This is a genomic window from Rhodothermales bacterium (assembly GCA_017643395.1).
In the GTDB taxonomy this organism is placed as follows: Bacteria; Bacteroidota; Rhodothermia; order Rhodothermales; family UBA10348; genus JABDJZ01.
The window spans coordinates 356,887-370,147 of the sequence record JAEPNP010000004.1 but is presented as its reverse complement, the minus strand read 5'-3'; the positions used below and the strand labels follow the sequence as shown (position 1 = coordinate 370,147).

At 63.7% G+C, this 13,261-nt stretch carries 14 protein-coding genes; 8 read left to right on the top strand and 6 right to left on the bottom strand.

The genetic code is table 11. From position 1 onward, the window contains the following. Positions 1-15: 15 nt before the first annotated feature. From JJ896_14230 to JJ896_14210, 5 genes are all read left to right on the top strand, one after another. Positions 16-438, top strand: a complete 423-nt coding sequence (locus JJ896_14230; GenBank protein MBO6780807.1) for a hypothetical protein — start codon at positions 16-18, stop codon at positions 436-438. Positions 439-446: 8 nt separating this feature from the next. Next, the gene (locus JJ896_14225) at positions 447-1,079 is read left to right on the top strand and encodes a hypothetical protein (GenBank protein ID MBO6780806.1); all 633 of its coding nucleotides are present in this window, start codon (positions 447-449) and stop codon (positions 1,077-1,079) included. Continuing rightward, positions 1,076-1,411 carry a hypothetical protein gene (locus JJ896_14220; protein MBO6780805.1) on the top strand — a complete coding sequence of 112 codons (336 nt, stop codon included), beginning with the start codon at positions 1,076-1,078 and terminating at the stop codon, positions 1,409-1,411. Before JJ896_14225 ends, JJ896_14220 begins: the two co-directional genes overlap by 4 nt. A 90-nt stretch (positions 1,412-1,501) precedes the next feature. Beyond that, on the top strand, positions 1,502-2,236 hold the full coding sequence (locus JJ896_14215; protein MBO6780804.1) for an SIMPL domain-containing protein: 735 nt from the start codon (positions 1,502-1,504) through the stop codon (positions 2,234-2,236). 33 nt (positions 2,237-2,269) lie between these two features. Beyond that, complete coding sequence (locus JJ896_14210) at positions 2,270-2,845, top strand: RDD family protein (protein ID MBO6780803.1); 576 nt, start codon at positions 2,270-2,272, stop codon at positions 2,843-2,845. Between the two features lie 19 nt (positions 2,846-2,864). Here the strand turns inward: JJ896_14210 and JJ896_14205 are convergent, their stop codons facing one another. Both JJ896_14205 and JJ896_14200 read right to left on the bottom strand, forming a co-directional pair. Then, positions 2,865-6,290, bottom strand: coding sequence for a S8 family serine peptidase (locus JJ896_14205; GenBank protein ID MBO6780802.1), 3,426 nt, complete (start codon positions 6,288-6,290; stop codon positions 2,865-2,867). Continuing rightward, complete coding sequence (locus JJ896_14200) at positions 6,287-6,583, bottom strand: hypothetical protein (protein ID MBO6780801.1); 297 nt, start codon at positions 6,581-6,583, stop codon at positions 6,287-6,289. Before JJ896_14200 ends, JJ896_14205 begins: the two co-directional genes overlap by 4 nt. 220 nt (positions 6,584-6,803) lie before the next feature. Between JJ896_14200 and JJ896_14195 the strand changes: the two genes are divergently transcribed. After that, positions 6,804-8,183 carry a hypothetical protein gene (locus JJ896_14195; GenBank protein MBO6780800.1) on the top strand — a complete coding sequence of 460 codons (1,380 nt, stop codon included), beginning with the start codon at positions 6,804-6,806 and terminating at the stop codon, positions 8,181-8,183. After that, complete coding sequence (locus tag JJ896_14190; GenBank protein MBO6780799.1) at positions 8,183-8,803, top strand: VanZ family protein; 621 nt, start codon at positions 8,183-8,185, stop codon at positions 8,801-8,803. The genes JJ896_14195 and JJ896_14190 overlap by 1 nt, the downstream gene beginning before the upstream one ends. Before the next feature lies 1 nt (position 8,804). Here JJ896_14190 and JJ896_14185 read toward each other — a convergent pair whose 3' ends face one another. From JJ896_14185 to JJ896_14170, 4 genes are read right to left on the bottom strand one after another with little or no spacing between them, the layout of a single operon-like run. After that, positions 8,805-9,695: a hypothetical protein gene (locus JJ896_14185; protein MBO6780798.1), complete on the bottom strand. Its 891-nt coding sequence runs from the start codon at positions 9,693-9,695 to the stop codon at positions 8,805-8,807. Then, positions 9,692-10,594 (bottom strand): hypothetical protein, encoded by a 903-nt coding sequence (locus tag JJ896_14180; GenBank protein MBO6780797.1) that lies wholly within the window; start codon positions 10,592-10,594, stop codon positions 9,692-9,694. The genes JJ896_14185 and JJ896_14180 overlap by 4 nt, the downstream gene beginning before the upstream one ends. Further along, positions 10,570-11,439, bottom strand: coding sequence for a hypothetical protein (locus tag JJ896_14175; protein MBO6780796.1), 870 nt, complete (start codon positions 11,437-11,439; stop codon positions 10,570-10,572). Before JJ896_14175 ends, JJ896_14180 begins: the two co-directional genes overlap by 25 nt. Positions 11,440-11,441: 2 nt before the next feature. After that, on the bottom strand, positions 11,442-12,359 hold the full coding sequence (locus JJ896_14170) for an ABC transporter ATP-binding protein (protein ID MBO6780795.1): 918 nt from the start codon (positions 12,357-12,359) through the stop codon (positions 11,442-11,444). A 239-nt stretch (positions 12,360-12,598) separates the two neighbouring features. Here JJ896_14170 and JJ896_14165 point away from each other — a divergent pair, with 239 nt between their 5' ends. After that, on the top strand, positions 12,599-13,090 hold the full coding sequence (locus JJ896_14165; GenBank protein MBO6780794.1) for a tryptophan-rich sensory protein: 492 nt from the start codon (positions 12,599-12,601) through the stop codon (positions 13,088-13,090). The last annotated feature ends 171 nt before the right edge of the window (positions 13,091-13,261 follow it).

Below are 13,261 nucleotides of genomic sequence, written 5' to 3'. Positions count from 1 at the left end.
CCCATCCACCGGTACATGACGTCCTCACCGGGATGTTGGGCGTGCTTCGGCGAGATCCTGGCGCGCGAATACTCGGACCTGGACTACCACGAGGTGCACAGGCTGACCGTGGACACTTATGCCGTGCAACACCCCGGGACCCCATCGCCCCAGAGCATACGTTCGGTTGCACTGCATGGGATCAGGCTCTGTGCGATCCTGGAGCGCGACCTGGCGCTCCGCGACGCCAACGAGGTGATGAAGCAAAAGGCCGCGGTGCGGTCAGAGTTCACGTGGCTCACCCCGCCGGATAGCTTGGGGGCTATCACGGTGTTGGACGTGGTGAAGGCCGCCAATGCGGATGAGCACTCCGCGTTGGTCTGGAGCTGGGCACGATCCGTCTGGGACGCGTGGTCCCCGCATCACGACACCTTTCGTGCGTGGCTGGACCGGGCGTAGGTTGGGGTATGCCCGGCTACCTGGATCTGAAAAGCTGGCCGAGAAAATCGGTCTTCGAGTTCTTCCGTGAGTTCGAGAGCCCGCACTTCGGAGGAACTGCCTTTGTAGAGGTTGGACCCACGCTGCAACTGGCCCGCAGCGCAGGGTATTCGTTTACGCAGTGCTGCATACATGCCGCGCTGCGAGTGGTCAATCACCTCGAGCCCTTCCGCTACCGACTGGATGGGGAGCGCGTGCTCGTGCACGACACGATCCATGCGTCCAGTACGGCACTCCTGCACGATGAGCGCATGGTGTTCACCTACTACGACTTTCAGTCCGATCTGAAGGCCTTCCTGAGCGATGCGGCCGCTGCCAGGGAGCGCGCGGCTGGTGGTCGTGACACCGGAGATCAGCCGGGGCGAGACGATGTGATCTATTTCTCCACCATGCCGTGGGTGACCTTCACCAGCCTGGTTCATGCGCGACGCCTCGGAAATAAGGACTCCATCCCCAGAATCACGTTCGGACGGTTTGAGCAGCACGCTTCCGGTGTGCGCATCCCGGTCTCGGTGGAGGTCCACCATGCGCTGATGGACGGGCTGCACGTGGGCCGTTTCTATCAGGAGCTGGAAAAAGCGCTCGCGGAACCGGGAGCATGATCCACATCGCCCTTCATTTCCTGGTCCCGCTGCTGGTTGCGGCCGTCGTGTATCGTCGGCGATGGGGGTATGTGTTTCTGGTACTCATCGCGACGATGGCCGTTGATCTCGACCATCTGTTGGCCGATCCGATCTACGACCCGGACCGCTGTTCCATCGGCTTCCATCCCCTGCACAGGGCGCCGGCCATCGTGATGTACGGCATGATGGTGTTGGCGCCGTGGGTCGGACGTGGCTTTTCGCGGTGGAAACGCGCATTGGATGCGGTTCATCTGGTGGGCGTGGGTCTCGTGATCCACATGGTCCTGGACGGTCTGGACTGCTGGATGTAGCAGCACAGATTGGTGTTAAACTGCCATTGACCGGAGCTGGCCCCACAGGTAGGATGGGCCTCCACGCCTGTTCGTTCTGGAAGACGTTTAATGCACAGACAAGCCATTCTTTCAATTGTCCTGGTCGGGCTGCTGGCTACAGGGGCCTCGGGCCAGCCAGCGGCCGACTTTGCCCTCGGCTCCCAGGTTGAGGTCTCCGCCCTCGGTTCGGTAACCGTGGACCCGGACTACGCCATGCTGGCCGTCCAGGTGGACGTGCAGGAAGACTCGCCTGCAGACGCGGCCCGGGTCATGTCGAGGCGGATCGACGCGATCATGGATGCGCTCGGGGACCTAGGGGTGCGAGACTCTGATGTGCCCGATCGCACATTCAGCCTGCGCACCAACCGCGACTACCAGCGTGGAAACGAGGTGGTGGGGTACCGGGCGTCCACGACGCTCCATATTCGCAGCGCGGAAGTGGATGCCCTGGCACCCCTGCTGTCGGCAGCGCTTGAGCACGGTGCCACCGACATTTCAGGGGTAACCTTCCACACGGTGGCAGAAGACTCGCTGCGCCGCGTGGCCTTGGAGCGGGCAGTGGATTCAGCCAGAAAGGACGCAGCGGCCATCGCCGAAGCCCACGACCTGGCTCTCGGCGCGTTGGTAAGCATCACCACGGACTCACGCCGCCGTCAACAGGTCGCGCTGGGACGCCCTCTGGATATGCCCGGCCTCGACGAGGTGGTGGTTACCAGCGCGGCGGTCTCGCCGAGGAGGGTCACCATTCGTGCCCAGGTCACCGCGGCGTGGTTGATCGCGAAACCAACAAACACTGATCGGTAAGCGTCCCGGCACTCAAGCCAAATCTGCTAAAGCATGGAGTTCCTCCCCCTCACAATTGACGGCCGGCGCGTGCATGTCGGCTTCTGGAGTCGTTTCCTGGCCGGCACGGTTGATGGCTTGATTCTGGTCCCCATCGCCCTGCTGTATTTCCTGGCCAGCACGGTCAACTGGTGGCTCTCGCTCGCAATCGTACTTCCTCAGACGTGGTTCTTCGCCATGTACCACGTGAGCTTCAACGCCGTCTTGGGCGGCACTCCGGGCAAGCTGCTCATGGGACTGCGCATTACCTGCCCGGACGGATCCGCAATCGGCTGGCGCGAGGCCTGGTTACGTTCATGTGTCGATGTGGGTATTGCATTCTGCCACGCACTGCTACAGATCTGGATCTTGATTCAAGTGGGACCGAGCGCCTTCAATGCGCTTCCGTGGCCTCGCGCCGCGGAGCCCTCGGGAGTCGTGTTGATCGTCCTGGGCGTTCTCCTGGGACTCCAGTATGTCTGGGCGTTCGGCGAGCTGGTTACCCTGCTTTTCAACAAGCGCAAGCGCGCCCTGCACGACCTTATTGGCGGTACAGTTGTGATCTATAAGGCGTTCGCCAAGGATGCCTGAAGGGCGGACCGCGAATCGGCTAGCGCAGGCGCACGAACTGTCCGCCTATTCGATCCGTGGACGTTGCCAGCACGAAGTGATACAACCCGCCGGCAAGGCCCGACGCATCCAGCGGCAGACGATGGCGCCCTGCCGGCAACTGGGAGGATTGATTGTGTACGGCTCTTCCCAGCGAGTCGAAGACGAGCAGGCGGATCGTCTCTGCGGCCGGAATGTCGAACGCGAAGTCCAGTTGATCCCCGGCTGGATTCGGGAACGCGCCCTGAAATGAGAATCGGTGCGGTATTTCCATATGATCGATGTTTACCCCGCTAACCACGGTGATCGTGCTTGAGTGGGCATCGCTCAGATTGCCGTCCGACACCTGTGCCGAGACCGTGTGGCTTCCCACCTGATTGCCGGTTGGCGTCCAGGAGAAAGCGCCGGAGCTCGACAGGGTCGAACCGGCTGGCCCTGTGGTCAGGGTGAACGTGAGGGGATCTCGGTTGATGTCTGTGGCCGTGTAAGCGAACGTGAGCGTCGAGCCCGTATTGATGGTCGTGTCGGGCAACGCGCTGGCAAACGTCGGTGCCGCGTTGATCCCGGAGACGACGGTGACGATGGACTCGGTGCTGGTCGCTCCAAACGTGCCCAGGGCGGTGACGGCAACGGTGTGGGTGCCTACTTCTGACTCATCCGGCGTCCAGGCGAAGGCCCCCGACTCGGATAGTGTGGCATTCAGGGGGGCATCGTCAACGACAAAGAACGGCGAAAAACCGGAGCCGTCACCGGCCTCGTACTGAAAGCCGAGGGTGGTTCCCGCTGTGACCGTGGTGTCGGGCATCAAAGCGGTAAACACGGGGGCGCCGCCGGTGGCGGCCTCGACGGTAACCACGGCCGTGGTGGACACTGCTTCCTGGCCATCGCTCACAGTGAGTGTGATGCGATGCTCTCCGATTTCGGAGTCATCGGGAAACCATAGCAGGTCGGCGGCTCCGCCGTCGAATCTTTCGAAGACAGTGGCGCTCGTCGGCAGTTCAGGGGTGGTCAGCGAGAGCGAGTCCAGGTTGGGGTCGACCCAGCGGTATGTCACGCTCACCTCACTGAACGGCGCGACCGTCGTGTCGCTAAGCACGCTGGTGAACGCTGGTGCGAGGTTGGCGGCAGCCTGCACCGTGATGGCTGCCGTGTGCGTAGCCGACATCACGCCGTCAGATGCCCAGAACCCTACGATCCACGTACCGACATCGGTGGCGGCGGGCTGCCAGCGGAGAAGTCCGGTGGAAGCGTCCAGTGTAGCACCCGCAGGCAGGTCCGGCGAGCGGAACGTCAGCGATTGACCCTCCGGGTCGGTGCCCGCGAACTGAAACGCGAGCACGTTCGGAGCCGACTCGATGGTCGTGTCGGGGAGCGCGGTGACGAAACGCGGGGGCGAGTTGAGGGCGCTGGCGGCCGGGGTGGAAGCCTGCATGGCAGCCAGAATGTCCAGCTTTCCGGTGCCCCAGTCGTTGTTGGGCACGGTCCCGGTCTGGGCATCGCGAGAAGTCGTGTTCAAGAGCAGGCTCCTAATCTGGTCGATGTTCAGATTCGGTCTCTGTTGCAGAAGTAGGGCAGTCGCCCCTGTCGCCACAGGGGTCGCCATGCTTGTGCCGCTGATGGTCCAGTGCATGCCGTCGGAGGAGACGTCATCCAGGGCGAACTGGTCTACATCCTGGGACAGTGTAGACGTGACACGGTGTCCGGGTGCCGTGATATCTGGTTTGACTCGGCCGTCCACGGTCGGGCCTCGACTGGAGAAGCAGGCGAGATCCCCCGCGGAAAGGCTGCCACAGTCATCTGAGTATGCGCGGTTGGTTGAGGCTCCGACGGCAATCACCAGGTTGCCTCCCGCCGGAGAGCCCACCGAGTAGTCATTGTTGCCGGGCAAAAAATCAGGGTCTGGGGTTGCCCCATAGCTGCCAGGATCTGTCGTGATGATGGTCCCATCGTCCTTCCAAAGGTGGAAGAAGCCCGATCCGCGCACCCTGATCCGCCACAGCTCGGCGCCGAAAAGCACCGGGTCTCCAAACTGGTCTTCCCCGTCTGCCCAGAGGGAATCCGAGATGCCGATCCAGATCTCAGAGTTTCTGTCGTCGATGCGTGACACGGCGATTTGGCCAAGACCGGCGATTTGGCCGGAGCCGTACCGGAGTGTATCGAGGGTGCCGAACACCTCTTCCGCGACGTCGGTCAACGACCTCCACGGGGTAGTGCCCAGTCTGGCAGCAGACATGGGGTTCAGGAACGACCCGGCACTGTCTGCCGAAAACGAGACCTCGATGTTCTGCAATTCTGAGGTGGGTACAACGCCGGTCAGGGAGACGATGCCCTCCGGATACCCGAACACGTCCCAGAAGTTGAACACCTCGACGTATGCCGAGGCGGAGGCGAGCGCACTCGTGCCCCAGTGGATGGTAGATGCGCCTTCATTGCCGGCCGCAGCGAGGAACGCGCGACCGGGCTCGGCTGCCAGCATCGCGTCCAACGCCTGGTCCATGAGTGCTGTACCGTCATGCGGGCCAGCATGCGTGCCCAGGCTGGCATTGACGGCGGCTGGCCGGGCCAGATAGGTGGCGGTGTCGAAGATCCATTTCGCACCGTCCACAATGCCGGTGTCCAGCCAATTCGTGGCCACCATCATGATGTCCGCGCCCGGGGCGGCACCTGCGTGCTGACCGTTTGCCGCTCCAGTGCCTGCCGCCGATCCGGCCACGTGGGTGCCGTGGCCGTCCTCGTCCCTTTGGCGCACCGCCGCGCCGCCGGTCAGCGCGGCCTCGATCTGGCTTCGCGTCCACAGAGTGCCGTAGGAGAAACCTGCGGGGGGCGGGCCCTGCGTGTCGTTCTGGTCCCAGATGGCCCATACGCGCGATTGGGTGGGGTCGTCCGGGTCGGTAAAGTCGAGGTGCCGCCAGTCTATGCCGGTGTCGATCACGCCCAATATGACCCCCGATCCGTCATAACCCTGCGACAATCCCGTGCCGGCATGGACCTGATCGGCGTTCACGGAGGCGACTGCGAGATCGTTTCGGCGGGCCGCTGTGCCCATCGGGCGTACTCTTCTGGCCAATTCCAGGCGCACGACGCCGGGGGTGCTGGCTAGTCGGCGGACTGCGGCGAGGGGCACAATGGCCGTGAGGATGTCCGTCCCTGGAACGAGCGCTGAACTGCCGCCCACCTGTGCCACCGCGCTCGCGGCCAGCGCGGGGTTCCGGGCTCGGATCTTGAGATGTACGGGGCCGTGAGAGGTCTTTCCAGCTCGGAGTTCCGCATCCAGGAATCGCTCGGGTCCGGCCTGCTGGGCTGCGAGATAGCGATCCGGATCGGCCAGCATTCTTTTCAGCCCGATGTCGAGCGATGCGGTCTGTGCGCTGGCAGCGACCGTCAGACAACTCAGTAGAACAAGGGGAAGCAGGCCGAAGGACCTCATCGTCGGACTCCAGGCGTCACCCGCCTGGAGCCTTCCATTCGTTCAACGAAATCCAGGCGGGAGAGGGCGCCAATTTCGCGAGGCACGCCCCGCACTGATAGAATGAGCTCCGAGACCTGGGAGAATCGCACGCCCGTCTCAGTGACGCGCATCAGGTGTTCGTCCGTAGCGCTGCCCTTGAGTCTGACCAGAACCGGCAGAACCTGATTGGAAGCGGCAGAGGCCAGCTGCCGCCGCAACTGGAGATCCATTTTCTCCAGCGCCGGCTCGACAGGTGGCTGCGGCTCAGTCACGGGTGCCGAGCAGCCCAGCAAGAGGGCAAACAATATGATCGTTCCACACCTCATAGAGCGGGTCCCGCGATGGTGGGGCGCAAGGCCTCATCCCACGGGGATCGGAGCGCGAATCCTCCCGAGGCAGGGAGGGGGACACCCATAAACGGCACTGAGGGGCCTGTGGTCAAGGGTTGGGTGATTCGTAGGTTGCGCCCCGCAACCTACCCCGTCCGTTCGATTGTCCCATCCGCTTGAGCCGTCCTCGGACGAAATGCGCGCCCAGGGCGCGGAGGTGATCGAGCGGGCTGTCGCGGCGATTGAAGGCTTGCCACAGGCCCCATCGCGCGAGAATAATCCGTCCAAGGAGCTTCTGGAGCGTTTGGCCCAGCCGCCAGGCGACACGCCGGGCGACTTCTCGGGGCTCCTGGATCTGGCCACGGAGGCCGCGGAGAAGTCTTTTCTGACCTCCGGGCCCTCGTATCTGGCGTACATCCCGGGAGGTGGCCTCTATGCGTCCGCGCTGGCGGACCTGATGGCCAACGTGTGGAATCGGTATACCGGCAAGGTGACGCCCGCGCCTGCCCTCGTAGCATTGGAGGAGAGTGTGCTGCGGTGGATGTGCGACCTCTTCAGGCTGGGGCCGGAATCGCAGGGATTGCTGACCACCGGGGGCTCCATTTCCTCTCTGATTGCGATCGTGGCAGCCCGGACGCGCCATGCGGAGGGTAACGTGGATCGGGCTAGGGTCTATGTCGGCGAGCACGGCCACGGGTGCATGGTCAAGGCGGCGCGTACCGCGGGGATACGGCGGGACCATATCCGCATGGTAGACTCGGACGATGGGCTCCGCATGCGGCCCGAGCACCTTCGGCGTCTCGTGGAGGCTGACCTCGAAGGGGGGCTTATTCCCGCCTGCATATGTGCCTCCGCGGGGACCACAGACTCCGGGGCGGTGGACCCCCTTCACGAGATCGCAGCCCTGGCCGACGAATTCGGGGTGTGGTACCACGTGGATGGAGCGTATGGAGGTCTATTTCAGCTTACCGATCGCGGACGGGGTTTGCTCGACGGCATCGAACGGGCGGACTCAATCACGCTGGATCCCCATAAGACGCTGTTCCTCCCGTTTGGCACGGGTGCGCTGGTGGTACGAAGTCGAGACGCGTTGAGGAGGGCGTTTTCGCAGGATGCGGACTACCTCCAGGATCTCGGCCAGCAGGACGTGCTGCCGGACTTCGACCTGCTGTCACCGGAATTGTCACGGGACTTCCGCGGCTTGCGGGTTTGGTTGCCGCTGCATCTGCACGGGGTGCAGGCGTTTAGGGATCAGTTGAATGAGAAGCTGGATCTTGCAAATGAGGCGTGGCGCGCGCTGTTGTCGGATCCCAGGCTGGAGGTGCCGTGGCGGCCTGATCTCACCGTGGTTGTGTTCAGGAAGCGTGGCGGGTCGGACGCGGAGCAGCTGGAGTGGCTTGAGCGCATCAACAGCAGCGGTCGCGTGCTGCTCTCGAGTACTCGGATCCAGGGGCAGGTTTGGCTGCGCATCGCCATTCTGAGCTTTCGCACCCACCGGGACCGGGTGGAGGAGGCCCTGGAGATCATTCGGGGAGCCTTGTGATGCTTCCGCTTGCGCTCTTCCTGGCAGTGTTGTTTGTAGTGCCGTGGTTGTTGGTGCCGCCTCCGGATGCCCCGGCGGATCCCGATCGCGAGGGGCGCCTCTGGATCTGGGCGGGCGTGGTGGTGCTGATCATCTATACCACGCTGGGGCCGGCGCAGATTATCAACGAGTGGCTGCGGGAGCGTTCGATGCTCCTGAACACCGTGACGATCGGAGTCGGCGCGTTCGCAGCGGTAGCGCTGGCGGCGTGGCTCCGCACAAAGCCCGGCCTTCAACAGGTGGGATTTGTCCTGGGGGCGCTGGCCGCTGCCGCGATGGCGGTTATGCGCGTGGACTCGATTGAGCTTCGCACGCACCTGTTCGAGTACGGCGTGGTGGCGATGCTGATCTACCAGGCGTTCTCCGAGCGCTGGCGCGGTCGTTACGGGCTGTTTGCTCCGGCCGCAGCGGGCTTTGCCGTGTCGGTCGTAGTGGGTGCCGTGGATGAGGCCATCCAGTGGTTTCTGCCGAACCGCGTGTTCGACCCTGTGGACATCGGATTCAACGCGGTGGCAGCCGGGATGGTGATCGGAATCGGGTTGGTGATCACCTGGATGCGGAGACGTAAAGAGTCCGACTAGCCTACCAGAACATCTGCTTCATGCAGAACACGCTGCCGCCGGCCTTCAGGAACTCGTCGGTGTTTACCTCGACCGGCGTGAATCCCGCCTGGCCCACGAGCCGCACCGTTTCCGTGCAGCCTTCCTGGATGATGACGTGTTTTCCATCCGGGCAGTGGGCGTTGCACGCAAACAGGCGGCGACTCTCGTCCTCAGGTGCTTCGATGACCCGTTCGAACAGTGCGTTTACGAGTCCGAGTCCCTCATCGTCAAACGCGCCCGGGTAGATCAGCACGGACTGATCGTCCAGCACACTGAAGCAGGTGTCGAGATGGTAGAAGTCCGGGTCCTCCAGCGTGATGATCAGGATGCGCAAGTCCAATGCCTTGGCCATGCGCTTGTAGACCTCCAGATCCGTCCGAAATCCAAAGCCTCCCCAAAGCAGATAGCGGCCGGGGTGCCAGATCGCATCGCCCATTCCCTCGAACGTGCCCTTGTTCTCCTGCAGGTCGAGAAGCTCGTAGCCCTGTTCGCCGAAGTACTCCGCATACGCCGGCACCTCGGCCATGCGATGCTCTGAGTTCATGCGGCTCAGCACGACTTTCGGCGGTCGGGCATCCAGTGCCGGGACCGGCAGGGTCTGGTTCGCACAGAACACCATGTCCGGCAGGCCTTCGGCACCCTGAATCTCATGGGTCTCGATGCCGATGCGGTCATAGGCATCCTTCAGGGCCAGCCACTGATTCTGGGCACGAGTGGTGTCCACGCTGCCGATATGGCCCTCCATGTGCGGGTTGATCACATAGTGGACCTGAAAGTGCGTCGGGGCTGTCATCAGCACCCGGCGCGGCCCCTCGACACGGGGCAGGTCGGAGATCGCGAAGTCGATCTCCGACGCTGTGCGATAGATCATGAGCGGGCTATCTGCTCGAGGAAGGTTCGCGTGACGGAACCGGTCACCACGACGGTGCCGGCGCTCGCCTCAACGTCCACCGCCTCGAGACGCTCCCGAACCTCGTCAGGAATCTCCTGCATGCGCATCGCCCCGATCACGCCGCGTACCAGCGCCGCGAGATCGTCTGCGGATACGCCTTCCCGCGGGTGCAGCACCATCGTGCCGGCTGCTTCATCGGTCGTCAGGGATCCGCCCAGTGCGGCGTCGGACACCGCCCGTGCCAGGAGTTCAAACTCCTGAATGGGGAATTCCCCGTCGCCCTGCATGGACGGAAGATCACGCATGATCATCCACGAGTCTTTCTGCATGGCGGGGCCGCCGACGGAAGCGAGATTGGCGCCTCCGCGCACCTGGAGGGCTGCTTCAAGTGCCGCGACATCGCGACCTGCCAGGGCCCTCGTGCCGTCGTTCGACAGGGCGATCGCAGTGAAGTCGTGCGTCCACGCGGTGAGCCCATCGCCCTCAACCCGCTGGAGTTCCGGCATCTCGGCCTCGATGAAGTCTGCGATGGCATCCACGTCAAACCGGCCGACTGCGGTGGCCACGGGCTGGGAGCCCTCCGAGCCGTACATGACCACAAAGTCGATGTCGCGCTCGGGGTCCATGTTCACCTGAGCGAATGCTTCCTGCATTTTGGCCCATGCCTCGGGGAAATCCCCGGAATTGTCCATCGCCACCAGCTCCTGGAAGGTGCCGAGTGCACTCGACATGTCTGCGAAGGCGACCACCTGCGCGTTCGCCGGAACGAGGTCCGTGGCATCGGTGACACGCTTGGGCAGGGTCTGGTCTGCGTTGAACACACAGCCGGCCAGTGCCAGCGCCAGGACGGGGGTCAGAAGTCTTTTCGAGCGAACCATCGGAATGCCAGGAAATAGACGGCCAGGCCAAACCCGACCGACGCTATGAAGGGGGTCCATGACTCAACGGACTGTTCTCCGACGAGTTGCACGGTGATCACGAGCGACTCGATGAAGTTGGGCAGCACGTAGTAGAACGTCATGAAAATGGCTGTTCCGACCTCGTTCAGTTGAGTCAGAATGCCCTCGTGTCCGGCCAGAATCATGCTCACGAAGATGAGTCCGTACGCGCCGACCAGCGCGAATCCGGAACTGCCGGTGGTCACCGCTGCGAGTAGAACCACGCTGTACATCACCAGAAACATGATGGTGATGAGCGGGATCGACAGCAGGAATTCGAAGTGCCACAGACCCGATTTCAGGGAGAGCACGATCCAGACGCTGAGCACCAGGTACGAGGCCAGCGACAGCACGGTGAGCATTACGCCGAGCACGTGGCCGGCCAGGAAAGAATGCCTCGAGAGCGGCTTGGAGAGCAGAAGGCCGATGCGCGGCTCCTTCATCAGGTTGGCCGTCAGCGGAGCCGTGGCGAAGACGCCGAGCAGCGTGCCGAGCATGTAGGCGGCCCCGACCACAAAACTCTGGATGCCCACGACGAAATTGTCCAGCGACATGGCCACACGCGACCACTCGCCGGTGGCCTGATCCTGGACCGCGTCGCTGGGGGTAGCGTCCAGGCCGAAAATGCGCAGGCCGGCGATGGAGCCTTCGACCACATCCAGGTTCATCGCGAAGGAGGCGAGGACCCACGCAAGGGTCGTGACCGCAAACAGGCCCAGCGTGACGTAGGTGGACCAGAGTTCGCGAAACGTCAGCAGCAGGGAGCCGGAGAGTTTGGTCGACATGCTCATGCTGCTTCCTCCGTCACGATTTCGACAAAGGCCTGCTCCAGCGACCGTTTTCCTTCGCGCACTTCCTTGATGACCGCGTCGGCGCCGATCAATGCGCGCAGTTTCTCGGTCAGGGCCTCGGGCGAGTCGGCTTCGATTCGGTAGGTCGCCCAGGGATCGCCCCCGTCGTGGCTCACACCTTCCGGAGGATTGGCGATGGGACTTGCGACGGCTTCATAGGCCGCCGGCGCCCTGGTGAGGTCCGCGACGCTGCCCAGGCTCACCAGCTTGCCCTTGTTGAGAATCGCTACGCGCGTGCAGACCATCTCCACCTCACTCAACAGGTGTGAGTTCAGAAAAATGGTCGTGCCCGTGCCGGAGAGCCACGTCACTATTTCACGGATTTCCTTACGGCCGATGGGGTCAACGCCGTCCGTGGGTTCGTCGAGGAATACGATTTCCGGGTCGCCCATGAGCGCCTGGGCCAGGCCGAGACGCTGCATCATGCCCTTGGAGAATTTCTTCACCTTGACGTCCCCCCAGTCCTTCAGGCCGACGCGGTTGAGAAGGCGCTCGATTTCGGCCCCGCGTGTTGAGGCGTCGAAGCCGTGCAGGCGACCGTAGATGTCGAGCGCGCCCTTGGCCGTCAGGTGTCCGGAAAACCGGTGTTGCTCCGGCAGATAACCCACGCGGGCCCGGGATGCGGGGTGGCCGGCCGCATGGCCGAGCAAGTGTGCGCGGCCACTGGTTGGCCTGATGATGCCGAGCAGTGCCTTGACGAACGTGGTCTTGCCGGCGCCGTTCGGGCCGAGCAAACCAAACACTTCGCCGCGGGACACCGTCAGTGAGAAGTCCTGCAGCGCCTGCACCGGCCGGCTGCGAAAACTGGAATACCGTTTCCCGAGGGAATCGGCGTGCACGACAACATCGGACATGCAGAAAGGGGGGTCGGGGGTACGCGCGAGTGCCCTCCTACGGCGCCCGGCTGGATTGGATGCAGGGTGGGAGGGCAGCCGGATTCGGTGGAGGTCCGGCGCGCGGTCGGTGGGTGCGCGCAGAGGCGTGGGGAGGCCGGTTTTTGGGTCGGGGCCTTTGCGGCAGGGGCCTTGCCCGGTTACCGCAGCCTTGAAGCGGCTCCCTTGCCGAGCCGCGTGCGGCGGGGTAGCATGCGACCATGAATCGCACTCGCACCATAATCGGCCTGGTCGTGGCGCTGGGGGTGGCTTTTGCCGCCGCGGCCGTCGGCGGCTGGGCATCCGCTTCGGCAGGTTCGTTCTATGCCGAGTTGGTTCGGCCCGACTGGGCTCCGCCCGGATGGCTCTTCGGCCCTGTGTGGTCGCTGCTATACGCGCTGATGGGCGTTGCATCCTGGCTGGTGTGGAAGGAGGGCGGCTGGCGGCAGAACCGCACCGCTTTGGTTCTCTACGGGGCTCAACTTGTTGCGAACGCGCTGTGGTCCTGGCTTTTCTTCGCGTGGCGTATGGGTGCGGCTGCGTTTGTCGAGATCCTGCTGCTGTGGGCGCTCATCGCCCTGACCATCCGGGCGTTCGGGCGTGTTCGGCCGCTTGCCGGGTGGCTCTTGGCGCCCTATTTGGCGTGGGTGACGTTCGCGACAGCGCTTTGCTGGGCGATGTGGCGGCTGAATCCAGAGCTCCTGGGCGGGTAGGGCCGTCTCGCTTGGGCGGCGGCCGCGTGGGAGACGCTTGGGCCGAGGCGGCGGTGGCCCGGTTGGTGCCTGTGCCGGGCTGATTGGTGTGTCCGGGGAGTCCCTCAGCGTCAGCAAACGCCGCGTTTTCCGCGAACGTGGAATCGAGGGGCGGTTTTACACCCTCGAGGC